The organism is Gluconacetobacter tumulisoli (genome assembly GCF_014174155.1).
Classification (GTDB): Bacteria; Pseudomonadota; Alphaproteobacteria; order Acetobacterales; family Acetobacteraceae; genus Gluconacetobacter; species Gluconacetobacter tumulisoli.
Genome location: NZ_JABEQM010000003.1, coordinates 1 through 23,410, shown reverse-complemented (window position 1 = coordinate 23,410; position 23,410 = coordinate 1). Strand labels below are relative to the sequence as shown.

At 64.6% G+C, this 23,410-nt stretch carries 23 protein-coding genes; 12 read left to right on the top strand and 11 right to left on the bottom strand.

Translation table 11 applies throughout. The annotated features are described in order from the left end of the window. Positions 1-4 precede the first annotated feature (4 nt). The 7 genes from HLH28_RS04390 to HLH28_RS04360 all read right to left on the bottom strand — a co-directional run bounded on the left by HLH28_RS04390 (position 5) and on the right by HLH28_RS04360 (position 5,411). Positions 5-979 (bottom strand): DUF4880 domain-containing protein, encoded by a 975-nt coding sequence (locus tag HLH28_RS04390; RefSeq protein WP_182955114.1) that lies wholly within the window; start codon positions 977-979, stop codon positions 5-7. Continuing rightward, a complete protein-coding gene (locus HLH28_RS04385; RefSeq protein ID WP_182955111.1) occupies positions 948-1,511 on the bottom strand; it encodes an RNA polymerase sigma factor in 564 nt (187 codons plus the stop codon). The genes HLH28_RS04390 and HLH28_RS04385 overlap by 32 nt, the downstream gene beginning before the upstream one ends. Positions 1,512-1,679: 168 nt before the next feature. Beyond that, positions 1,680-2,855, bottom strand: a complete 1,176-nt coding sequence (locus HLH28_RS04380) for a thioredoxin family protein (protein WP_182955106.1) — start codon at positions 2,853-2,855, stop codon at positions 1,680-1,682. Continuing rightward, positions 2,852-3,889, bottom strand: a complete 1,038-nt coding sequence (locus HLH28_RS04375) for an alpha/beta hydrolase (RefSeq protein WP_182955103.1) — start codon at positions 3,887-3,889, stop codon at positions 2,852-2,854. Before HLH28_RS04375 ends, HLH28_RS04380 begins: the two co-directional genes overlap by 4 nt. A gap of 18 nt (positions 3,890-3,907) precedes the next feature. After that, positions 3,908-4,378, bottom strand: a complete 471-nt coding sequence (locus HLH28_RS04370) for a DUF6130 family protein (protein ID WP_246395673.1) — start codon at positions 4,376-4,378, stop codon at positions 3,908-3,910. Positions 4,379-4,396: 18 nt separating this feature from the next. Then, positions 4,397-4,921 (bottom strand): DUF1097 domain-containing protein, encoded by a 525-nt coding sequence (locus HLH28_RS04365; protein WP_182955099.1) that lies wholly within the window; start codon positions 4,919-4,921, stop codon positions 4,397-4,399. Positions 4,922-4,991: 70 nt separating this feature from the next. Further along, complete coding sequence (locus tag HLH28_RS04360; RefSeq protein ID WP_182955097.1) at positions 4,992-5,411, bottom strand: organic hydroperoxide resistance protein; 420 nt, start codon at positions 5,409-5,411, stop codon at positions 4,992-4,994. Positions 5,412-5,622: 211 nt separating this feature from the next. Between HLH28_RS04360 and HLH28_RS04355 the strand changes: the two genes are divergently transcribed. From HLH28_RS04355 to HLH28_RS04345, 3 genes are read left to right on the top strand one after another with little or no spacing between them, the layout of a single operon-like run. After that, entirely contained in the window at positions 5,623-6,084 is a 462-nt protein-coding gene (locus HLH28_RS04355) for a MarR family winged helix-turn-helix transcriptional regulator (RefSeq protein WP_182955094.1), read from the top strand. A 59-nt stretch (positions 6,085-6,143) separates the two neighbouring features. After that, positions 6,144-6,710 carry a TetR/AcrR family transcriptional regulator gene (locus tag HLH28_RS18465; protein WP_182955091.1) on the top strand — a complete coding sequence of 189 codons (567 nt, stop codon included), beginning with the start codon at positions 6,144-6,146 and terminating at the stop codon, positions 6,708-6,710. Between the two features lie 39 nt (positions 6,711-6,749). Then, on the top strand, positions 6,750-7,520 hold the full coding sequence (locus HLH28_RS04345; RefSeq protein WP_408869816.1) for an SDR family NAD(P)-dependent oxidoreductase: 771 nt from the start codon (positions 6,750-6,752) through the stop codon (positions 7,518-7,520). Between the two features lie 125 nt (positions 7,521-7,645). Here HLH28_RS04345 and HLH28_RS04340 read toward each other — a convergent pair whose 3' ends face one another. Beyond that, entirely contained in the window at positions 7,646-8,131 is a 486-nt protein-coding gene (locus tag HLH28_RS04340; RefSeq protein ID WP_182955085.1) for a MarR family winged helix-turn-helix transcriptional regulator, read from the bottom strand. A gap of 198 nt (positions 8,132-8,329) precedes the next feature. Between HLH28_RS04340 and HLH28_RS04335 the strand changes: the two genes are divergently transcribed. Both HLH28_RS04335 and HLH28_RS04330 read left to right on the top strand, forming a co-directional pair. Continuing rightward, positions 8,330-8,758 carry an organic hydroperoxide resistance protein gene (locus tag HLH28_RS04335; RefSeq protein WP_182955082.1) on the top strand — a complete coding sequence of 143 codons (429 nt, stop codon included), beginning with the start codon at positions 8,330-8,332 and terminating at the stop codon, positions 8,756-8,758. A gap of 73 nt (positions 8,759-8,831) precedes the next feature. Further along, on the top strand, positions 8,832-9,218 hold the full coding sequence (locus HLH28_RS04330) for an MAPEG family protein (RefSeq protein ID WP_182955079.1): 387 nt from the start codon (positions 8,832-8,834) through the stop codon (positions 9,216-9,218). 206 nt (positions 9,219-9,424) lie between these two features. On the opposite strand, the gene HLH28_RS04325 is transcribed toward HLH28_RS04330, so the two are convergent. Next, a complete protein-coding gene (locus HLH28_RS04325; RefSeq protein ID WP_182955077.1) occupies positions 9,425-10,051 on the bottom strand; it encodes a TetR/AcrR family transcriptional regulator in 627 nt (208 codons plus the stop codon). 146 nt (positions 10,052-10,197) lie between these two features. Here HLH28_RS04325 and HLH28_RS04320 point away from each other — a divergent pair, with 146 nt between their 5' ends. The 6 genes from HLH28_RS04320 to HLH28_RS04295 all read left to right on the top strand — a co-directional run bounded on the left by HLH28_RS04320 (position 10,198) and on the right by HLH28_RS04295 (position 20,261). Beyond that, positions 10,198-10,944: a glucose 1-dehydrogenase gene (locus HLH28_RS04320; protein WP_182955075.1), complete on the top strand. Its 747-nt coding sequence runs from the start codon at positions 10,198-10,200 to the stop codon at positions 10,942-10,944. Positions 10,945-11,033: 89 nt separating this feature from the next. Beyond that, a complete protein-coding gene (locus tag HLH28_RS04315; protein WP_182955073.1) occupies positions 11,034-11,744 on the top strand; it encodes an SDR family NAD(P)-dependent oxidoreductase in 711 nt (236 codons plus the stop codon). Positions 11,745-12,020: 276 nt separating this feature from the next. Further along, on the top strand, positions 12,021-16,841 hold the full coding sequence (locus HLH28_RS04310; RefSeq protein WP_182955060.1) for an ATP-dependent helicase: 4,821 nt from the start codon (positions 12,021-12,023) through the stop codon (positions 16,839-16,841). Between the two features lie 590 nt (positions 16,842-17,431). Then, on the top strand, positions 17,432-18,040 hold the full coding sequence (locus tag HLH28_RS04305) for a cysteine hydrolase family protein (RefSeq protein WP_182955045.1): 609 nt from the start codon (positions 17,432-17,434) through the stop codon (positions 18,038-18,040). An 888-nt stretch (positions 18,041-18,928) separates the two neighbouring features. Continuing rightward, a complete protein-coding gene (locus HLH28_RS04300) occupies positions 18,929-19,666 on the top strand; it encodes a hypothetical protein (protein ID WP_220789933.1) in 738 nt (245 codons plus the stop codon). A 67-nt stretch (positions 19,667-19,733) separates the two neighbouring features. After that, positions 19,734-20,261: a DUF4142 domain-containing protein gene (locus HLH28_RS04295; RefSeq protein ID WP_182955011.1), complete on the top strand. Its 528-nt coding sequence runs from the start codon at positions 19,734-19,736 to the stop codon at positions 20,259-20,261. A gap of 238 nt (positions 20,262-20,499) precedes the next feature. Here the strand turns inward: HLH28_RS04295 and HLH28_RS04290 are convergent, their stop codons facing one another. Continuing rightward, entirely contained in the window at positions 20,500-20,844 is a 345-nt protein-coding gene (locus HLH28_RS04290; protein WP_182955007.1) for a hypothetical protein, read from the bottom strand. A 142-nt stretch (positions 20,845-20,986) separates the two neighbouring features. Beyond that, on the bottom strand, positions 20,987-22,177 hold the full coding sequence (locus tag HLH28_RS04285) for a Gfo/Idh/MocA family protein (RefSeq protein WP_338029651.1): 1,191 nt from the start codon (positions 22,175-22,177) through the stop codon (positions 20,987-20,989). A gap of 97 nt (positions 22,178-22,274) precedes the next feature. Here HLH28_RS04285 and HLH28_RS04280 point away from each other — a divergent pair, with 97 nt between their 5' ends. Further along, on the top strand, positions 22,275-23,330 hold the full coding sequence (locus HLH28_RS04280; RefSeq protein ID WP_182955003.1) for an SDR family oxidoreductase: 1,056 nt from the start codon (positions 22,275-22,277) through the stop codon (positions 23,328-23,330). Positions 23,331-23,410: the final 80 nt, after the last annotated feature.

Sequence of the window (23,410 nt, the reverse complement as noted above, 5' to 3'; positions counted from 1 at the left end):
GATTTCAAAATATATCTATTTTCTCCGGCGATTCGACATGTTCCGCCCCCAGGATCGCGCAGACCGCGCGCACGAATCCGGACGGATCGCTCAGGCGAAACACACCGACCAGACGTTGCGCGGACAGCGCGGCGCCATGCACGACAATGCGACGATGATTGTAGAGATTTAGAATTGCGACAGCCTCGGCCAAGGTTTCCGTTCGCAATTCAAGGGTGTCACGGCTCCAGGCCGTACGACGATACATTTCGTCGGCAGACAGCGTCCCCGTGCGTGGCAGCATGCCGTCGCCTGTGCGCATCCACTGGCCTGTTCCGAGAGTCCATTCCTGCGATCCGGCATCGGTGCGTACCGCGCCGGCCAGGACAAGTATCTCGGTAACGCGGGCCGATTGCTGAACCACGAAAGATGCGGCCCCGGGAAAAATCAACGTCTGTCCGGCCTTCATCACGGGTGTGCTCGATCGAACGGCAGTCCAGTCACCCCAAACCCGCCCGCACAGCAATCGCGCTTCAAGCGGACGCCCCTCCTCCACGTAGCCCATCAATAAAGTATCGCGATCGAGAATAAGCCGCCCGCCCGGCATGGGCACCGGCGCGGAGGTGCCAATCGTCGTGCGCCAGACATGTTCATGCCCCTGCGAACGGCGTGGCACCACCAGGGCAGCACACGCCGCGGCTGCCGCAAAGCGCATCATCTGCCGCCGCCCTTGGGGCGGGCGCATGGCAGGCGCAATTGCGGGAGGGGGCGGAGGTGGCGCGTGAAGCGCGCGGGCGCGATCCAGCGACAGCCAGATCGCCTGCGCCCTGATAAACGCACCCCGATGCCGCATGTCCGAGGCCAGCCACGCGTCAAGGGCCGCCTGCTCTTCGGCAGGCAATGCGCCCCGGTCGAGGCGCGCGACCCAGCCGAATGCTATATCGTCCGGATGATCCGGGGCCATGGCGTCACCGGATGGATCGGCGACCTGCCTTTTCACGATCGGCCATCTCATTTTGGGCCGGTCGGCTCCGGCCAAACGCGCGTCCCAGCAATCTCAGCGCACGGGCAAGCTGCTTTTCCACCACGTTTTCCGAAATGCCCAAATGACGCGCGACCTGCTTCTGCGACCATCCTTCGACCCTCCTCAACACCAGGACTTCGCGGCATTTTGTCGGCAACTCCGCCATCGTCGCATGAAGCCGCTTCAGGTCCTGCCGGGCACCGACGATCTCTTCGACCGACGGTGCATCTTCCATGATGCTTTGGGCGTCGAAATCCGCCAGTGCGACGATCGAAATAATTTTGGCACGGCGATAATGCTGCAGGGCCAGGTTGCGCGCGACTGTGAACAGATAAGCCCGCGGGGACTGGATATGCACGACATCCGCGTCGATCAGGATCGCGTAGGTTTCCTGGACGACATCATCGACCTCAATGCCCGAGAGACCGCGAAGCCACATACGCAAATGAGGTTCATGCGGGAGAATGTGTTTTGCAATCCATTCCAGCCGATCCGCCTGCACGACCATGTCCACGGTACCTCAACGTCCATGCGATCCCCGCGGCGTGCGTAGCAGCTTCGTCGGTTCAGAAATGTGACATCTTTATGACGAGAGGATTCAGCCCGTCCTCCCATGGATCATGTCCCGGAGGTCGTGCAGATCGACGGCGGCGAAATCGACCGGCCCGAGCGCGAACTAACCGAACGTAAATGAATAGGCGGCAACGCCCGGATCCAGAAAGCGTATCTGGAACGTCCGCTCCCTGACGGCACCTGACTGTCGCACGAGTTGATAGAGCCGCGTCTCCGTGACGATGCCCTTGCCGGCGGTGTCGATATCACTGCCATGGTCGGCACCGGGCGGGACACCATCAATGAGAACCTGGAACCTCACGGGCTTCCCACCGGCGGCAGGGCCGAGAACGAGGTGCAGATCGCGCGCGCGGAACCTGTAGGTGATTGCACCTCCCGGTCCGTCGAGGGTCGCGTGCTCGGCGCCGACGGTCCAGTTGCCGAGCAAACTCCACTGGTTGAGGCCAGGATTTCCGGACGCATATGTTGCCGACCTGTCGCGGCGAATGTTCCGGGGAGACGCGAAACCGGTTTCTTTCTCATAGCCGATATAGGTCTCCTCCGAACGAATGTCCCCCATATCGGCGGCGGCCTCCGCCCCCCGGGCATGAGGAACGACCAGGGCCGTGTCAGTCTTCGCCTGTGCCCCGGCTTCGGCCAGAAGCTGCCGGATGACACGTTCGGACGTGTCGTACTCGCCCTCGCCGAACTGATGATGACGGATCCGTCCCTGGGCATCGATGAAATACAGGGCGGGCCAGTATTCATTATCGAATGCCCGCCAGATCGCGCGATTGCTGTCGACGGCAATGGGATAGGTCATTCCAAACCGCTCCGCCGCCCGACGGATATTGACGATATCGGTCTCGAAGCTGAACTCCGGCGTGTGAACGCCGATGACGACAAGCCCCTGGTTCCGGTATTTTTCGGCCCATGCCCGGATATAAGGCTCCGCGCGGATACAGTTGATGCAGGAATAGGCCCAGAAATCCACAAGAACGACTTTGCCGCGCAGGTGTCGTGTGTCGAGCGGCGGCGAATTGAGCCATGCCACGGCGCCGTCGAGCGAGGGCATCACGCCCTCGACCGGCAGGGAAGGCAATGCCGAAACGGGTACCACCTCGCCGCCCTGGTTTTCGGCGGCTGTCTCGGCCAGCGCGCAGCGGCCGGTGCCGGCCTCGCTCGCCAGGAGCGCCAGCGAGGCCATGAGCCCGATCCGACGCCGCGCCCTGGAATAAAACATGCCTGTCATGGCGTATTCTTTCGCATACGGTTGTTCAGATATCGTGCGGATCGTCATGACACGACCGCACGGACGGCATCCGCGAAGGCGGCCGGCGCCTCCTGCGGCAGGTTATGACCGATTCCGCCACGGATCAGGCGATGTTCGTATCGCCCGGCGAAGCGCCCCCGATAGGTTTCCGGCGCCGGATGCGGCGCGCCGTTGGCATCACCTTCCATCGTGATGGCGGGCACGGTGATGGACGGAAACGCCGCAAGCCGCTTTTCCAGCGCGTCATAGTGACGCTCTCCGTCCGCCAGCCCAAGACGCCAGCGGTAATTATGGATCACGACGGCAACATGGTCGGGATTGTCGAAAGCCCTGGCCGAGCGGTCGTAGGTCGTGTCGTCGAAATGCCATTGTGGCGACGCAAGCTGCCAGATCAGCCGGTTGAAGTCCTTCGTGTTGCGGGCATAGCCCTGGCGTCCGCGCTCGGTTGCGAAATAGAACTGATACCACCAGGAGAGTTCGGCCTTCGGCGGCAGAGGTGCCGCGTTGGCCTGCTGGCTGCCGATCAGATAGCCGCTGACCGAGACGAGCCCCGTGCAGCGCTCCGGCCAGAGGGCGGCGACGATGTCGGCAGTGCGGGCACCCCAGTCGAACCCGGCGAAGATCGCCTTGCGGATGCCCAGGGCGTCCATCAGCGCGATGGCGTCGGTCGCGAGCACCGCCTGCTGAGCGTTACGCGGCGTGGCCGCCGAGCGGAACAACGTCGTGCCGTATCCGCGCAGATACGGAACCACCACCCGGTAGCCGCCTGCCGCGAGCATCGGCGCGACCTCGGCAAAACTGTGGATGTCATAGGGCCAGCCATGCAGCAGCATGACGACCGGACCATTCGCCGGTCCCATTTCGACATAGCCGACGGATAAAGGTCCCGCATCGATCTGTCGTGGCGCCGGCAGGACGGATGCGACTGCCGGCCGGCTCCCCGATGGTGTCGCCGCCTGCACGGGGCGACCAAACAGGCCGAGATCGAACGCGGCGGTGGAAAGGGCCGCAAAGCCGAGAAAACGACGTCGGCCCGGATCGCGAAAATGAATGTGGGTCATGGGGATGACTCCCGAACGCTAATGGCTGGAAGGCGTGTTCGCGGCGGTCGCCGGCACGACGAAATGGACGATCTGGCGATCCAGCGGATGGTGGTTCGCATCCGCCAGCGTGACGAGGACCTGGTGCGGCCCGGGGGGCAGGCCGACAAGGATCAGCGGCTCGCCGCTCGCGTCCGCCCAATGCCAGGGGGCGTTGTCGAGCGAGACGTGGAGATGACCGATCCGCGGCGTCACCTCCGTCGCCTTGGGCCCGAACACGGGCTCGATCCGAAGATTCTCCGCCCGGTACTGGATGAAGACCTGCCCACGGGCCAGCGGCGCCGGCAGGGGCGGATCGACGATCAGCCGGGCCGGTGGCTGGGGTGCATTCAACGGCACCACGCCCGCGGGGCCGAGATAGTCCGCTGCGGTCTGGCCGACGGCCGCCTCGGCAGGGATCAGCAGGGCCGCCATCAGGACCAGCCCCATACAGTCGCGCGTGAACATCATTCATCTCCGCTCGGATCGTCAGGACAGTGCGACAGACGCGGTGGGACGCGGGGAAGCCGGGCCACGTGTCACACGGTGCTCCAGCCAGACGGCCCCCGCGCAGGAGGCGGCACCGATCGCACCCGCGGCGGCGAGGATGGCGAACGTCGCGACGGACGGCGCAAATCCCGAATAGAAGAAGCTCGTCAGTCCCAGGAAATAGGCCAGGGAGTTGTCGAACGGCGCCATCGTTCGCAGGCTGAGCACGAGGATGACGACCCCCGAGACCGCCAGCGGCGTCGCTGCGGCCCCCAGGCTGGGTGTCAGGGCGGCGATGACCAGTGCCGTACCGATGCCGAACAGCAGCCCGAACAGGAACGAGGCAAAGCGGGCGCTGCCACCGCGCAGCGAGGGACCGCCCAGCGCATAGGCAATCCAGCCGAGGAACATGGCCGACGCCGGCAGCATCGCGTGCAGCGTCCCGAATGTGGACAGGCCCGCCACGGCCGCGACGGCGACCGAGACGACGTGGAAACGGGGTGAGGTGAAGGAGAAAACGGTCATGGCGGGGACTCCGGGAAGAACGGCGGACCGGCACGGATCCGCGGGAAAGTCAGGAAACGCATTGGGTGGGTCAGGCGATTTCGATCGCGACGTCGATGTTTCCGCGTGTGGCCTTGGAATACGGGCAGGTCTGGTGCGCCGCATCGACGATGGCGCGCGCGATGTGCGCGTCGAGATCCGGAAGATTCACGGTCAGCCGTGCCTGCAGGGCGAAGCCGGAATCGTCCTTCGTCAGATCGATTTCCGCCTCCACGGACACGTCCGCCGGCAACGCGACAGCCTGCGCACGGGCGGCGAGGCGTATCGCGCCGATGAAACAGGCGGACCAGCCAGCCGCGAACAGTTGTTCGGGATTGGTCCCCTGTCCGCCCGAACCGGGCGGCGACAGGCGGATGTCGAGATGGCCGTCGTCACTGCGGGCGGCACCGTCTCGGCCGCCGGTGGCGTGGATGTGGCCTGTGTAGAGCACTGTTTTCATCTGGCTGTTCATGCTTCTCACTCCATTCGTATCCGATAACATCGGATGCGATGTTAATAGGCTTAGCGGGGCGGTGAGTCAAGTATTCCGATTTAATCGCATCCGATTTATATGGGCAGGAAACCTGTCCTCAGAGGCGAGAGTCCGACACACGTTAAATCTTCCGATTTAATCGCATACGAGTTATACGGGATCAAATGGACCTTCCCAGGAGAAACGCCCGATGGATGCCCCGGTGCCGAGGCCGAACTATCCGCAACTCGCTGATTTCATGTGCTTTGCAGTCTATTCCACAAATCTGGCCTATGGTCGCGCCTACAAGGCGATCCTGGAGGAACTGGGCGTCACCTATACCCAATGGATCGCGATCGTGGCCCTGTGGGAGGAAGATCACCAGACCGTGGGCGGATTGGGCGAGAAGCTCTTCCTCGAATCCAACACTCTGACGCCCATCCTGAAGAAGCTCGAGACCCTCGGTTACCTCCACCGGGGACGAGACCCGAAGGACGAACGGCAGGTCATCGTCAGCCTGACCGACGCCGGGCGGGCCCTGCGCCAGAAGGGCGCACAGAAAACCCTGGTCAAGGCGACGGGTCTGGAACCGGATGAATTCCGTGCGCTGCAAAAGGCCATTGTCAAACTGCGCACCAACCTGATCCGGCATGCGGCGGAGCCAACGGATTGATCCGCGGGAAGCTCATCCACATTATTGACTGATCATTCCAAATCCCCTAGAGACAGTCCATGGCACGACCGCAGGAATTCGATCGGGATCAGGTTCTGGACGCGGCAATCGCCGTCTTCCGGCAGCATGGCTTCGAGGGAAGCTCGGCGACCGCGCTTGTCACCGCCATGGGGATCGGACGGCAGAGCCTGTACAATAGCTTTGGTGACAAATGGCAGCTCTATCGCGATGCGATGCACCGTTACGCGACGGGGGAGGTCGAGGCGCATCTGGCCGCATTGCGTAGCGGCGTCCGCGCCATTGACGGCATACAGCGCTTCCTGCAGCGCGTGGTCGAAACGGCGCAGGAAATGTGCCTGGGGGTCAGCAGCATTTGCGAATTCGGAACCTCGCACGCCGACCTGTTGGACATCCATGAACGGTTCGGCAAGGTGTTGAACGCCGCCCTGTGCGAACGGATTCGTCGGGCGCAGGCGGACGGCGATGTCTCGCCGGATATGAAACCCGATGATGCGGCTGCGTTCCTGATGTCCACCATCGCAGGAATCCGGGTCTCGGCCCGGGCCGGCACCGACCCGAAGATACTCGCCGCCGTCGCCCGAACGGCGCTGAGGGGTATCCGGTAAAAAATTTCGCCAATTATGGAATGAATATTCAAAAAAGGAATGATAATGATGAACAGTCAGGATAATGAAAGATCCGGAACACCGTCTGCACGACGGAAAGTCGCCATGGTCTTTGGCGGATCGCGCGGCATCGGGGCCGGCATCGCCCGGCAATTGGCGCGGGATGGATTTGCCGTCGGCCTGACCTATGTCTCCCGGCCCGACCAGGCCGGCGAGACGGTTGCGGCAATCGTGGCCGAGGGCGGCATCGCCATGGCTGTTCACGCAGACAGCGCGGATCCAGCCGCATTGCATGCGGCGGTCGACCAGGTCGTCTCACACTATGGTCGTCTGGACGTTGCCGCCGTGAATGCGGGCGTATTGCGGCTGGCCACGCTCGAAACATTCGGCCTGGACGATCTCGATCTTTCCCTGAACGTCAATGTCCGTGGCGTCGTGCTCGCCGTCCAGGCCGCAATCGCCCGGATGCATGATGGCGGGCGCATCATCACCATCGGCAGCATTGCCGCAATCCGGCCGATCGGGCCGGGAAGCAGCATCTACGCGATGACGAAGGCAGCGGTCGCCGCGTTCGTAAAGGGCGCGGCGCTCGACCTCGCCCCACGCGGGATCACGATCAACAACATCCAGCCCGGCCCCATCGAAACCGACATGACGGACGGCATGACGGATCATCTCGTCGCTCGTATGCCTCTTCGTCGAATGGGCCGCCCGGAGGACGTGTCGGCGCTCGCCTCATACCTCGCCAGCCCGGCCTCCTCCTTCATGACGGGAAGCAGCCTGACAATCGATGGCGGCTTCATCCTCTAGAATGCAGAGGGGCGACACGAGAGGCGAACGCCACGCAATGCGAACCGATCACGATGTAGCACCCGAAAACCGCACCCGTGCCAAGATGCCTCGGCCTGCAACATGAGGAAGGGCCTGTCCCGTGCTCAATCTCGTCCGGTTTGGGTGATTGCGCGGCCGGCCCCCGATCCACCGCCCTGCGCCGCCTGTTCCAACTGGTTGCGCAGGGCATCGATATCCGTCTTCAGTCGCATCAGTTGTTCCGGCGTTCGCCCCGTTGCCTCCAGGATACAGGCCGGGATCGATGCCGCTTCCGCCTCCAGCGCCCTGCCCTGCGGCGTCAACGTCACCCTGACCTGGCGTTCGTCCCGCGTGTCGCGTGTTCGTTGCAGCAAACCGGCCACCTCCAGCCGCTTGATCAGCGGCGTCAGGGTGCTGCTCTCAAGCGCGAGTTTCTCCCCGATCTGCCCGACCAGCATCCCGTCCTGGCCCCAGAGCACCGTCATCACCAGATATTGCGGATAGGTCAGGCCGATCGCGTCCAGCAGCGGCTTGTAGACGCGGTTGAAGGCATGGCTGGTGGAATAAAGCGCGAAGCACAGGAAATGCTCCAATGTCGGGGCGCCGGGCATGACGGATCTCCTTCGAACCCTTTCCTTTAGATCGCGCACGATTTTATCGTCAACGCATATCTGACAGGGCAGCCATGCAGGATTACATATATCAGACGATTTAGTCGCGTGCGATTAAATATCCATCGAAAGCGAACGGAACCGGATCCTCCGGCCCCCGCTTCCGGGGAACGCCACCTCGCCAAAAGGATCGAAGCCATGTCCGTGAATGTTCTCTACCGCACCTCCGCCCGCGCCACCGGTGGCCGCGACGGCCGCGCCACCACCCTGGACGGCGCGCTGGACGTCAAGCTGACCACCCCCAAGGAACTGGGCGGTCCGGGCGGCGAAGGCAACAATCCCGAGCAATTGTTCGCCACCGGCTATGCCGCCTGCTTCCTGGGGGCCATGAAATTCGTGGCGTCGCAGGGGGGCACCGCCAAGGTGCCCACGGACGCCACCGTGACTTCCACCGTCGGCATCGGCCCGCGTTCGGAAGGCGGGTTCGGGCTGGAGATCGCCCTGGCCATCGCGCTGCCGGGCGTCGAACGCACCGCCGCCGAGGAACTGGTCGCGAAAGCCCATCAGGTCTGCCCCTATTCCAACGCCACGCGCGGCAACATCGACGTGAAGCTTTCCGTCGTCTGACCGCGTTGCTCTCATCGGCCCGTCAGGGGCCGGTGAGACGCCTCGTTTTTTCCTCGTGCAAGGGTTCCGCGCCATGACCTCCGAACTCTGGGCCCTGCTGTGGTCCGCCATCCTCTGCCTTGTGCTGCCCGCGCTGTACGGACCGCTCTATTCCCGCCAGATCGGGCAGGCCGGCGTGATCGGCAACCGCGAAGACGTCCCCCCGCCAACGGGGGCTGCGGGCCGGGGCCTGCGTGCGCATCGCAACCTGATCGAGAATCTGGTGCCCTTCGCCATTGCCGTGCTGGTCGCACGCGCCGCCGGCATTTCCAACGGCATGACCGTGCTGGGCGCATGGCTGTTCCTGGGGGCGCGGGTCGTGCATGCCGCGAGCTACATTGCCGGCATTACGGGTCTCCGCACGCTGGCCTGGATCGTAGGCGCGGTCGGCATCGTGCTGATCATCGTACAGATTTTCTGATCGCACTTACGGCTGGCATTATTCCCGGCCCGATTGGGACGATCGACAAGATGCTGACGAACTTACCCGCTCGACATGCGAAGGGGCCCGGCGGCACGGCATAGCGCAGACGCGTGGGCGCGATGACGTTCAGCCCGATCACCGCCTCCATCTCGTCGCTGAAGCCGCGTCCTGAACCTGGGCGCGTCACCGGTCGGCGGGGGCCCTTACCGCCCCGCCGGCCAGGCCTGCATCCCGATCCGTCCGATCTCCAGCAGCTTTTCCCGCGAGGCGCCGTCGCGCGCCTGCACCGCCATCCCGCGTGCCAGCGAACTGAAGAAGGCGGCCAGCCCGTCGACATCCGTATCCGCCGGCAGGTCGCCGTCCGCCACGCCCTGGCGCAGCCGGTCCGCCATCGCGGCCTCGGACAGCGCACGCTGCCGGGCCATCAGGTCGCGCAGGCGCGCCTGCCCCGGTGCGCATTGCGTGCCGGACACCGAGATCATGCACCCCGCCGGCAGGTCCGCGCGCGTGAATTCGGTGGCCGCAGCGGTCATCAGCCGCTGGAAAATCGTCCGCGTGTCGGCCTTTCCATGCAGGATGTCCAGAAACCACGCGCCGGTGGCCTTCAGATAGGCATCGGTCGCTTCCTGGTACAGCTGCTCCTTGCTGCCGAACGCGTTGTAGAAGCTCGATGGGCTGATTCCCATCGCCGCGGTCAGGTCGTCGAAGCTGGTGCCCTCGTAGCCCCGGTCCCAGAACAGGCGCATGGCCGCGCACAGCGCCTGTGCGCGATCGAAGGACGGCGGCCGACCGCGGCCGCGCCGTTCGCCGTCGATTTTTTTTGGTGCCATCGCTCCATAAATCCTTGAACGCGAAATCACGCCTCATACATATCGCATATTGGAGCGGTCGCTCCAAATTTTAAGTCATCCGTTTCCGCAACCCGGGCGCCAGGGCCGCGCTTCGCTCTCAGCCCGAGCAAACAGGGACATTACCAATGAGCAAGCTTTCCGGAAAAGTCGCGATCGTCACCGGCGCCTCCAAGGGGATCGGCGCCGGCATTGCCAAGGCGCTGGCGGCCGAAGGCGCCGCCGTGATCGTCAATTACGCCTCCAGCAAGTCGGGGGCCGATGATGTGGTGGCCGCGATCGCCGGCGCGGGCGGCAAGGCCGTCGCGGTGAAAGGCGACGTGTCGCGCAAAGCCGATGCCCAGGCCTTGGTCGATGCCGCGATCAATCAGTTCGGCCGGCTGGATATCCTGGTCAACAATTCCGGCATCTATGAATTCGCCTCGATCGAGGAGATTACCGAGGAGCATTTCCATCGGCAGTTCAACGTCAACGTGCTGGGCACGCTGCTGACGACGCAGGCTGCGGTCGGTCATCTGGGCGCGGGCGGCAGCATCATCAATATCAGTTCGGTCGTCTCGCGCATCACGCCGCCCAACTCGGCGGTCTATACCGGGACGAAGGGCGCGGTCGACGCCATCACCGGCTCTCTGGCGCGCGAGCTCGGGCCGAAGCAGATCCGGGTCAACGCCATCAATCCCGGCTTGGTCGAGACCGAAGGCACCCAGAGCGCGAACGTCGTCGGCTCGGACATGGAGCAGGCCATCGTTGCACAGACGCCGCTGGGCCGGACAGGACAGGTGCAGGATATCGCGCCGCTTGCGGTCTTCCTGGCCTCCGACGACGCCCGCTGGCTGACCGGCGAAACGCTGATTGCCTCGGGCGGCCTGCGCTAGGGATCCGCACGCGGCCTGGCCTGGTGCGCCAGCGTCGGGCCGCGCTTGCGGCCCGCCACCAGCGGGCTTGACCGGAAGGGGATCGACAGATGAGCCATCGTGACTACGGGACCGCCCTTGTCGTCGGTGCGGGCGCGGGGATCAGCGCCTCGCTCGCGCGGCTGTTCGCACGCCAGGGCGTGCGGGTGGCCCTGGCCGCACGCGACGCGGCGAAGCTCCGTCCGCTGACTGACGAAACCGGGGCCCGCGCCTTCGCGGCCGACGCAGGCGACCCGCAGCAGGTGGCGCGCCTGTTCGCCGAAGTGACGGCAGAACAGGGAGAACCGGACGTTGTCGTCTACAACGCCAGCGGCAGGTTGCGGGGCGCACTGACCGAACTCGACCCCAACGAGGTCGAGCGCTCGTTCCGTACGTCCGTGTTCGGCGGCTTTCTGGTCGGCCAGGAAGCGACGCGCCGGTTTCTTGCGCGGCCCGTTGAACAACGCGGGACGATCCTGTTCACGGGGGCGTCGGCCAGCATCAAGGGCTATCCGCATTCCGCACCCTTTGCCATGGGCAAGTTCGCCCTGCGCGGACTCGCCCAGAGCATGGCGCGGGAACTGGCGCCGCAGAACATCCATGTGGCGCATGTCGTGATCGACGGCGTGGTGCGCGGCCCGGGGCGGCCCGAACCCGTCGACAGGCCGGACTCGCTGCTCGACCCCGACGCGATCGCAGAAACCTACTGGCAGATCCTCCAGCAGCCCCGCAGTGCCTGGAGCTGGGAAATCGAATTGCGTCCCTGGGTGGAGACGTTCTGAGAAGCCTTTTTGAAATTCGGCGTGATGGATTTTCAAGAAGGCTGGCGCATGATTCAAGCTAGAGATGTGGATCACAGCAGACCGAGCCCGCATGTCGGCCCTTGCACGCAAAACGAACCGTTATCCCTCTGATCCGACAGGCGAGGAATGGGAGCCCATGGCGCCCCTTCTGCCTCCGGAAAACCGGTGGGGACGAAGGAGATCGACCGATTTCCAAACGGATTCCCAGCGGAGCAAGGGGCTGCCGTGGAAAAGCCGAAAGAACCGACCCGCGGGATGACGCCTCCGACGAAAGCTCCGAACGCCGCCCCGCTGGCAAGGTTCGCCCCCGCGACCCGCGCGTGGTTCGAAGCGGCGTTCGCGTCTCCGACCGCGGTGCAGGCGGCAGCCTGGGCGGCCATCGGCGCCGGGGAAAACGCGCTGGTGATCGCGCCGACCGGTTCGGGCAAGACCCTGGCCGCCTTCCTGCATGCGATCGACCGGCTGTTCCGCGAGCGCGAGGCGGAAGCCGCCGCGGATACCGCACCCGCATCCGCGAAGTCCGAGGCAAAGCCGGCGACACGCGTTCTCTACATCTCGCCGATCAAGGCGCTCGGCGCCGACGTGCAGCGCAACCTGCGCATGCCGCTCCAGGGCGTCGGGGTGGAGCGGAAGCGGCGCGGTGACGCACCCGTCGAAATCGCCGTGGGCATGCGTACCGGCGATACGCCTTCGGCCGAACGGACCGGGCTGCTGCGCCGTCCCCCCGACATTCTCATCACCACGCCTGAATCGCTCTATCTGATGCTGACCTCCAAGGCGCGCGAGACGTTGCGGGGCGTGCATGCCGTGATCGTCGACGAAGTTCATGCGGTGGCGGGCACCAAGCGCGGTGCGCATCTGGCGCTGAGCCTGGAACGTCTGGACGCGCTGCTGCCGACGCCGGCCCAGCGGATCGGGCTGTCGGCGACCGTGCGTCCGGCCGATCGGGTGGCGCAATTCCTGGGCGGAGCGCAGCCGGTCACGATCGTCAATCCGCCCTCCAGCCGCCGGCTCGACCTGAAGATCGTGGTCCCGGTCGAGGACATGAGCAACCTGGCGGCCTCCGGCGTCCAGCCCGGCGACGGGGAACGGAGTACGCGGGCGGGTTCGATCTGGCCGCATGTCGAGGCCAGCATTCTCGACAGGATCCTGGCCCAGCGCGCGACGATCGTTTTCGCCAATTCGCGCGGACTTGCCGAAAAGCTTACGGCAAGGCTCAACGAACTCTACGCCGAGCGGTTCATGCAGGACGCGTCGCACGCCGAATCACCCGTTCATTACGCATCGGTCTCCGGCAGCACCGAAAAGCGGTCGACGGGCGCGCCGCCGCTGCTCGCGCGGTCCCACCACGGCTCGGTCTCGAAGGAGCAGCGCCGAGAGATCGAAAGCGCCCTCAAATCCGGCGAACTCCGCTGTGTCGTCGCGACGTCGAGCCTGGAACTCGGCATCGACATGGGGCTGGTCGATCTGGTGATCCAGGTCGCGGCCCCCCCTTCGGTGGCGAGCGGCCTGCAACGGGTTGGGCGCGCCGGCCACCAGGTCGGCGGTGCCTCGTCCGGGCTGGTCTATCCCCGCACGCGGCGCGATCTGGTCGATGCCACCGTGACCGTCGAATCCATGCGCGCCGGCCGCATCGAGGCGATCGACCTGCCGCGTAACCCGCTCGACGTACTGGCACAGCAGACGGTGGCGGCGGTCGCCGTCTCGCCCGTGGACGTCGAGGATTGGTATGCGACGGTACGGCGCGCGGCGCCTTTCCAGGTCCTGCCACGCGGCGCGTTCGATGCGACGCTCGACATGCTTGCCGGGCGCTATCCGTCCGACGATTTCGCGGCCTTTCGCCCGCGCCTGGTCTGGAACCGCGAGACCGGGGTCCTGACCCCACGTCCCGGCGCCTTGCAGCTTGCCGTCACCAGCGGCGGCACCATTCCCGACCGGGGACTATTCGCCGTCGTCCTCCCCGAAGGCGAGGAACGGGCCGGATCGCGCCGCGTGGGCGAACTCGATGAGGAAATGGTCTACGAATCCCGGGTGAACGACATCATCACACTCGGCACGACGTCCTGGCGCATCGAACAGATCACCAACGACCAGGTCATCGTGACGCCGGCGCCGGGCCGTTCCGCCCGGCTGCCTTTCTGGCACGGCGACGGCGTGCGGCGGCCCGCCGAACTGGGGGAAGTGATCGGCGCCTTCCTCGCCGCGCTCGACGCCGGAACGCGGGAAGAGGCCGAGAACGACGATACCGTCCCCCGGCCGGAGACGAGGCTGCGGGCCGCCGGGCTCGATACGAATGCGATCACCAACATGCGCGCACTGATCGACGCGCAGCGTGCGGCGACCGGCGTGCTGCCGACGGATCGGACCCTGGTGGTCGAGCGCTGCCGCGACGAGGCCGGCGACTGGCGGGTCATCCTGCACTCGCCCTATGGGCGCCGCGTGCATGATCCCTGGGCGCTGGCGATCGCGGCGCGCGTCCGACGCCGTTTCGGGGTCGACCCTTCCGTGGTGGCCAGTGACGACGGCATCGTCGCCCGCCTGCCCGACACCGCCGGACAGATGCCGGGCGCAGAACTGTTCATCTTCGACCCGGACAAACTCAGAGGCATCGTGACGGAGGCCGTGGGCGGCTCGGCGCTGTTCGCTGCCCGCTTTCGGGAATGCGCCGCCCGCGCGCTGCTTCTGCCACGACGTGCGCCCGGCCATCGCTCCCCGCTGTGGCAACAGCGGCTGCGCGCCGGCCAGTTGCTGGAAATCGTGCGGGACCATCCGGATTTTCCGGTCCTGATCGAGACCGCCCGCGAATGCCTGCGGGACGTCTACGACCTCGCAGCACTCGACAGTCTGGCGCGCCGCCTCGCGGACGGCGCCATCCGGATCGTGGAGGTGACAACCGAAATTCCGTCGCCCTTCGCGGCGGACCTGCTGTTCGGTTACGTCGCGGAATTCATGTATGCGACCGACGCACCGATCGCCGAACGACGCGCCTCCGTTCTGTCCCTGGATAGTGGGCTGCTCGCCGACCTTCTCGGCGAGGCCGATCTCGGGACGCTTCTCGATCCCGCTGTCGTAGAGCAGGTCGAGAGCGAATTGCAGCGTCTGGCACCCGCTTATCGGGCGAAGGGACAGGAGGGCGTGGCCGATCTGGTACGCGAACTCGGCCCGTTATCGGCGGACGAGGTCGCGCAACGCCTTGCGGACGGCGACGCCAGCGCCTGTCTCGCCGCACTCGCGGCCGAATGCCGCGTCATCCGGATAGCGATCGCGGGCAGTCCGTGCTGGGCCGCCGTCGAGGACGCCGCCCGGCTGCGCGACGCGCTCGGCGTGACGTTGCCGGCCGGCCTGCCCGACATTTTCCTGCAGCCGGTTGCCGACCCGCTCCGCGACCTGGTCGCGCGGTACGCGCGCACCCATGGGCCTTTCACGACGAACGAGGTCGCGGTCCGTTTCGGCCTCGGCGTCGCGATCGCCGACGCGGCGCTGGAACGACTGCGCGGGCAGGGCAAGCTGCTCAAGGGAAATTTCGGCGTCGAGCGGCGTCTGGAAGCGCGGGATGCGTCCGCCGGTGCCGATCCCTTGGTGCGTAATCCCCTGGCGCGCCACGAATGGATGGCGGACGACGTGTTCCGGCGCCTGCGGCTGCGCTCCCTGCAGGCCGCGCGCGAAGCGACCCGCCCAGCGGGCAGGGACGCCTATGTACGCCTGCTGCTGGAGCGCCACGGCCTTCTCGCCGAATCCATTGGCGGGGCCGCGCTTCATTCCGTGAGCACGACCGGGGGAACGCTTGCAGGCATCGACGGCGTCGCCCGCGTCGTCGAGCAACTCGCCGGCGTGCCGTTGCCGGCCTCATTGTGGGAGAACCAGATCCTGCGTGCCCGCGTGCACAACTACACCCCGGCCATGCTGGACGAGCTGATCACCACCGGCGCGGTGCTGTGGTGCGGCCATGGCAAGCTCGGCGGGGAAGACGGTCTGGTCTCCCTGCACCCGCGGGAATTCGCCGCTGAAACCCTGCCGCCCCGACCGGACGCGGATGGCATGGCGGCCCTGTCGCCGGTCCAGCAAGCGATCCTCGACGTTCTCGCCGATGGCGGAGCCTATTTCGCACGCCAGCTTGCGACGCTGGCGCCTGCCCGGCTGGCGGAGGGACCGGCCGGGACCTGGGATGGTGGTCCCTTGCTGTCGGCGTCCGACCTCGATGCGGCGCTCTGGGACCTCGCCTGGTCCGGATATGTCACCAGCGACAGCTGGTCGCCGTTGCGCGCGCGCGCAGGCTCAGGCGCACGCACGCCGCACCGTCCCCGCCCGATTCCCCTGTCGCGCCGGCACCGGGGGTTTCGGGGAATGCCCTCGCTCGCGCGACCGAGGATGCCCGGCACGTCTTCACCCGGCGGGCGCGGCGATCCGACCCTGGCGGGCCGCTGGTCGCTGCTTACCCGCGAACCGGCCAGCGACACCGTCCGCGCGCTGGCGCTGGTCGAGGGGCTGCTTGACCGATACGGCATCGTCACGCGCGGCGCGGCCGTCGCGGAAGACGTGCCGGGCGGCTTCCCCGCGCTCCAGCCGATTTTCCGGAGCATGGAGGATGCCGGACAGATCTTGCGTGGTCGCTTCGTCGAAGGGCTGGGGGCCGCCCAATTCGCCGAACGCGCGACCGTCGACCGGCTCCGCGAACTGGCGAACGCGCGGTCTGCCGATCCCGTGCCGGCAGCACTGTCGGCTAGCGACCCGGCCAACCCCTTCGGCACGATTCTGCCGTGGCCGCCGCACCGATCCACGATCCGCCCGACGCGCCGTGGCGGCGCGTTCGTCGTGATCGCGGGCGAACGCCTCGTGCTCTATCTTACGCAGGGCGGGCGTACCCTGCTGACTTATGTCGATGCGGATGATCCCGCCCTCGCCGACATGCTCCGCGGCGGCGTTGCCGCGCTCGCCACCGCGCTCCGGCGCGAGAAGCACCTGATGTTCACGCTTGAAATGGTTGACGACCGTCCCGTGAGGATGACGAGGCTGGATGCCGCCCTGCGCGCCTGCGGTTTCTCGATGGTGCCGAAGGGCCTGAGCTGGCATCAATAACGCGGCGACGACCGGATCTGTCCCGCATATACGAGTTCTTATCACACCTGTTCCGGGATTTGGCATCAATGGGGGTTTGATGCCTGCCGGACCTGGAACCTGTGCTTTCAGGCGAGGGTCCCGCCAAAACCTTGCGTCTTTCGAAGCACAGAACGACGCCGCTCATCAGCAGGACGATCGTGCCGAGGTCGAAAACAACCCATATCGCTTTCAGCGGCCCTGCCCTGCAGTCACCGAAATGCAGAGGGCGCGAACATTCCAACTCCCTGAGGTACCACGGCATCGACACGACAGCCGTTACCTCGCCAGTCCGCGCATCCACCAGGATCGGTGTGAACAATCTGCTGACCAAAGGGTCGTTCTCTTCGACCATATGAAATCGTGATAGGGCGTTTCGAAACGTGAACCGGTTGGCTTCCGGGCAATCCTCACGCCGGCTGTACCCAAAACGGGGCGGCCTCCGTAGCAGCGGTGAAGACCTGATTTAAGGACGAAGAGCAGAATCGGGTCAACAAGCGGCCATATGCAACATTTCACGCTGGCATCCGTTAAAACTCGACGACGTGCTCACAAGCAATTTCCGGAGGGGGATGATGCCAAACGCAATCCGCTATGGGCCTCTGGGCAAGCATTGCGTCCATATCTGTGTCGATATGCAACGCCTGTTCGCGGAAAAGACGGATTGGCATACGCCCTGGATGGAGCGTGTCTGTCCGACCGCAGCACGGATCGTCGCGCACGCCTCGGCCAGCACCATCTTCACTCGCTTCATTCCCGCAATGAATGCCGGCGAAGGACAGGGAACGTGGCGTCGCTATTATCAGCGCTGGGCATCCATGACGATCGAAAATCTTGGCATGGAAATGATCGAATTAATGCCAGAACTTGCGCGTTTCGTACCTCCGGCGAAAGTGTTCGACAAACATGTCTATTCGCCGTGGATGGATGGTACCCTCCACTCCCACCTGCAGGTTCGCGGAGCCGATACCCTCATCATCACCGGCGGCGAGACCGATATCTGCGTACTCGCGACCATTCTTGGCGCGATCGATCATGGCTATCGAACCGTCGTAGTTACGGATGCGCTTTGCAGTTCTTCAGATGCAGCCCACGAGGCATCGATGCACGTCTATCATACGCGATATGGTCAGCAGGTCGAAACGGCAACGGCCGATCTCGTGCTAGACGCCTGGCGATAAAGGGCAGAAAGCGCCCCTGGCGCAACTTCGCGGCGATTGCCAACGTGACCGGCGTAGGCAGAACCACCGCATCGACGCCCATGCCAAAAAGGCCCCGCCCCGCGCTGCGCACATGACACACGTCATCCGGACCGATGACCATACGCCGGAGCCGACCAGGACAGGCCCCGATCCGTACCGGCATTTCACGCCCGCCCGAAGATTTACGGGCGAAATGACCGGCTGACGATATCTCCCCAGCGTCACCGATCGGTGAGAGTCAGGTCGGTTGGTGGAACCATCGAATTTCACATCCCCGCCGCCCAACGTCACGTCGACAGTTTTTCGTTCAGGAAAGCGGTGCGTCATAGCGACCGGTGCCGGTCGAACCGCTCTGGCATCGCCTTCCTCCATCAGGGGCATCCCAGGGCGACCTTCGCAGGCGAACATCCCCCAGCATTCGCCATATCCTGACGAAAACATCTGAACCGTAGCGCCAGGTCAATACTGATCACGGCCTTCCCGCTGGAAGCCGTATCTGCACCTACACCTACGCGTCTTTTCGCGAAAGGTTGCCGCGACCCGATCTCGCTCAAGACTGAAGCGTGAACCGCTCTTTCCGGAAACTTGGCGACACTGTCTTCCTCTGTCGGGGGGCCTCTGGCTTGGGGCGAACTTCAGGGAAGGCAGCACGTTGGAGAAATTCCAACAGAAGGATCATATCATGCCAATTCTGCTGTGGCTTCTTGGCATTCCCATTCCGATCATCATTCTCCTTCTTTTGCTCTATCATTGAGAGAGTCCGCCATGCCCATATTGAGGGATGACATGGCTGCAATATCCCCACGCGTGGGGATATCGTGGGCAGCCGTTCTTGGTGGTGCCATCGTCGCGACGGCGGTGGCCATCATGTTGATGTCGCTTGGCTCGGGTCTTGGCCTCGCGTGGGTTTCACCTGTTTCCGACAACAACCCGTCCGGAATGACCTTTACCGTGGTGACCGCGATCTGGCTGATCGTGGTCCAGTGGGTTTCCTCGTTCTTCGGAGGATATCTGGCCGGTCGGCTGCGCCCGGCTGCGGGTGACGTTCATCGCCGCGAGGTCACGTTCCGCGATACCGCGGCCGGCTTCATCGCCTGGGCGGTCGCGGCCGTGCTCGTGGTCGGACTGGCGGGCTCAAGCGCGTGGTCGGTGGCCGGGGGCATCGGAAAAAGTGCCACTGCGACGGTCGCCGGCCTGGGGGCAGGCGCCCTCAGCCATTCTGCATCGAGTCCGAGCGACTACATGCTTGATACCCTGTTTCGTACCACCCAACCGGACACATCGTCCTCCAGTCAGGACGTGAAATCCGAAGCCGGACGCATCCTGGCAACCGCTGCCACCGGCGAAATCACGCCGGCGGACCATGATTACCTGGCCCAGCTGGTCGCAACCCGAACGGGCATTTCGCCCGAGGACGCCGGAAAACGGGTGGATCAGGCGGTCGCCGCCGAGAGGGACGCCGTGGCAAAAGCCAGGCATATCGCCGACGTCACCCGTAAAGCCGTCTCTTCGTTCGCGCTCTATACGTTCTTTTCCATGCTGATCGGGGCATTCATATCCTGTGTTTCCGGCGCGATCGGCGGCCGCCGCAGGGACGCTTTCTAATACGGCACCTGATTTTACAACGGAATGGACGACAGCGCATGCCTCGTCCTGTCTGGAGAATTTCGCCATGAAAAGAATAACAATATTGGTTGCGGCTTTATGCCTGTCGGCATCCGCAGAGGCGCAATCCCTACCCGAACGAACGGGAATGAATTCCATGACGGGCACCGCACCGTCGACAGCTGATTTCGTCAAAATTGCAACAATTAGTGATCTTTTTGAAATCGGATCCAGCGAACTGGCCCTGCAGAATCAGAATCAGGCTATAACGACCTTCGCCACGCGGATGGTCGAGGACCATAAGAAAACATCTGCGGCCCTTAAGGATCTTGTAAGCAGCAGCAATCTTCAAGCCGCGCAGCCCACGACAATGGACGAAAGCCATCAGAAGCTGCTCGATAGTCTGAAGAAACTTCATGGTGACCTCTTTGTTCGGCAATACCGCAAAGACCAGATTTCAGGCCATGAGGACGCTGTCTCCCTTTTCCGCCGCTATGCGCAGGGCGGCGAGAATGCTGCGTTGAAAAACTGGGCCACCCAGACGTTACCCACTCTCGAAGACCACCTCAAAATGGCCAGGTCGTTACCGGAGTAGGATTCTTCCTTCAGGCTGCACGGCATAAATTGCAACGCATGCAACTGGATATGTCAGCGCCAGCAGAGACGACGATGGAACGTCAGAAGGAAGATGAAAAGCGGCCGATCCGGCACAGCGCAGGAAGTCGGCAGGAAGTCGGCCGCTCTCATCGATTGACGTCTGAACCAACGGTTGCCGCCACGCTTCCGGCAGGTAGTTGAACGATCTGTGGCTTCCCATGCGCGCCATGTAGCCGTCATCGCCGGCGGTCTGGCGGCTGATGGGCGCCAGCAGGGGCGAGAACAGGGCGCCCGCGCTGCCGGCCGGAAAGTGGACGCGGGCGGATCTGCCAGACGTCGGGAAACAAGGCTGCGATCGTGACCGACAGCGCCGTCACGACACGGCAGCCCGCCAGGATCGCCCGGCGAGAGGACAGGGTATCGAGCGCCCAGCCTCCCAGCAGACGCAGCGTTACCGTCCCTGCCCCGCCGGCCGCGATCGCCGTGCCGATATCGGCCGCCGGCCATCCGTACGCCGCGAGAAGGCCGGTCAGGAAAGCACCCAGATTGTCCTGCACGTCGGCCATCAGGAAGCTGAGCACGTCCGGGATGACCCGTCCTGACGGCGGCCATTTTCCGTCCCGTGGCGGGTCACGAGCCCCCTTCTTCGTCTGCCTTCCGACCACGCCCTGCCGGCCGCTGTCGGAGTCCCATCGGGTCGTTCTGCCTCACGGGCAAACGGGCTCAGGCAGATTGCGGCGTCACGCCGATCAATTCGCTGTCCTCCGGCTCCTCCACCGGCGGCAGCCGCATGACCTGTCGATCAGACACGCCCGGCAAGGCCTCTATAGGCGCCAGAACCTGCGTCTGTCCGCTGCGCAAGGATTCTTCCACGGCGGCCAGCACCCGGACGTCGCGCAACCCTTCCTCGCCATCGGGCTCGGGATCGCGATCATTGAGGATGCAGTCCGAGAAATAGAACGTCTCGCCACCGAACTGTTCGACCGGCTCATGCCGACGAACATCTTCCTGTCCGTCGATCTTCGTCGCGTAGGTAATGCCGACGGAGGGTCCGAACATGAAGCACGGCCCCGCCTGGACGCTTCCCTTATGTCCGACGAGCGTGAAAGTCTCGACTGGCGCGCTGGCATAACTGACTATGAAATGCGCCAGCTTTCCGCTCGCAAAACGCAATGTGACCGAGACCGTATCGTCAAAATTGAAGCCACGGCCCGGCGTCCGCGTGCCGGCCGCATGGACCTGCACCGGCTCCTCTCCGAACAGGTTGCGGACGGCATTCAGCGGATAGGTGCCCATATCGGGCACTGGCCCGGACCAGTAGCCGGAATGACCACGATGGTTCGCCTCGGCAAAATCCTGTCCGAACGTCGAGTTAAAAGCAAGCAGAGAACCGAAATCACCCTTCCTGCAACGGGAAATCAGCTCCACGGTGCCGGGCTCGCAATGCAGGCGATAGGCGATCATCAACTTGCCGCCCCCCTTGCGCCGGGCCGCAAGGATCGCCTTGCAATCCTCCACGCTGGTCGCCATCGGCTTTTCCAGCAGCAGATGCAGGCCCGCTTCCAGCACGGGAACCGCGTATCGTCGATGCAACGCGTTGGGCGTCGCCAGATAGACGGCATCGACCTCCCCCGACGCGATCAATGCGGGTACCTCGTCATAATGCCAGACCCGGACGCCGTATCGGGCTTCCAGCGCCTTCGCCTTCTCCATGTTCCCCGTTACCAGGGCCTTCAGGACCGAATTATCCGCCCTCGCAAGTCCCGGCAGGAAAGCCTGCTGGGAAATCTGGCCACACCCGATGACGGCGTAGCGAATCCTTGTTTCGTTGGCTGACCGTGTCATGCCACTTCCTCCAACAATTTTCGGATAGGGCGGTGAACGCCTCCGATCGCCGTCGGTTGCTGATGGCACGGCACATCGGTCCCTCACCGCGGCCTGTCTTCCGCCGCGCGGGACCTGCCCGCGACACATCCGCGACGGGGCGGCCCATCCCGAAAGGATCCGACACATGTCTGAATTTCCATCGGCAAACGTGGTGGTGACGGGGGCGTCCAGCGGTATCGGCCAGGCGGTGGCGGAAACCCTCGCCCGCCCAGGTGCAACCCTGGTATTGGCAGCCCGCAATGCTGACGCCCTGAATGCCGTGGCAAGGCGATGCCGCGAAGCCGGGGCCCGGGTCACTGTCGTGCCGACCGACGTGACCGACGCCGCCGCCGTGCAGAAACTGGCGGAACAGGCCCGCCTGGCCGCCGGAAGCATCGACATGTGGGTCAGCAATGCCGGCGTCGGCGCGGTCGGCAGGTTTCACGAGGTTCCTGTCAAGGCGCATGAACAGGTCGTGCGGACCAACCTGCTGGGCCACATGAACGATGCCCATGCGATTCTGCCGATTTTCCTGGACCAGGGGTTCGGCACGTTCGTCAATGTGATTTCGGTCGGTGGATTCGCTGCCGCGCCCTATGCTGCCGCGTACAGCGCCAGCAAGTTCGGCCTGCGGGGATTTTCCGAGGCCCTGCGCGGAGAATTGTCCGGGCATCCGCATATCCATGTCTGCGACGTCTATCCCAGCTTTGTCGACACGCCTGGCATTTCACATGGCGCAAACTACACCGGGCGTCGCCTGTCGGCGCCGCCGCCGCTGCTGGATGCACGACGAGTGGCCGCCGCGATCGTGAATCTTCTGGCGCATCCCAGGGATACCGTCATGGTCGGGTCCGGTGCCTGGGGTGGCCGGTTTGCCCATATGCTGGCGCCGGCCATGACGGCGCGGATCATGAACCGTGTGTTGACACGGTATTTCGCGACCGCCGATACGGCGGCAAAGACTGATGGAAATCTGTTTGCTCCGCCCCTCAAAGAGGGAGAGATCGACGGCGGTCTTCGGTCATGGCCGCAAGGCAGGGCCGGCAGGCAGGCGCTGGCCGTGATGACGATCCTGACGGTTCTGGGACTGGCCGCCTTCTTTCGCCGGGGCGGCCATGCATCGGCGGCGATGCGCACCCCGACACCCGAAGGCCCACTGGCCGACCCCGGCGGGAGAAACCCGCGTGGTTCTGCCGCGTAGACAGCACTGCCCCGCCGTGAAATGTCCGCCGAGGCGCAACGGCATTGCGGCCCCGGCCGCTTTTCATGCAAGACATGAAA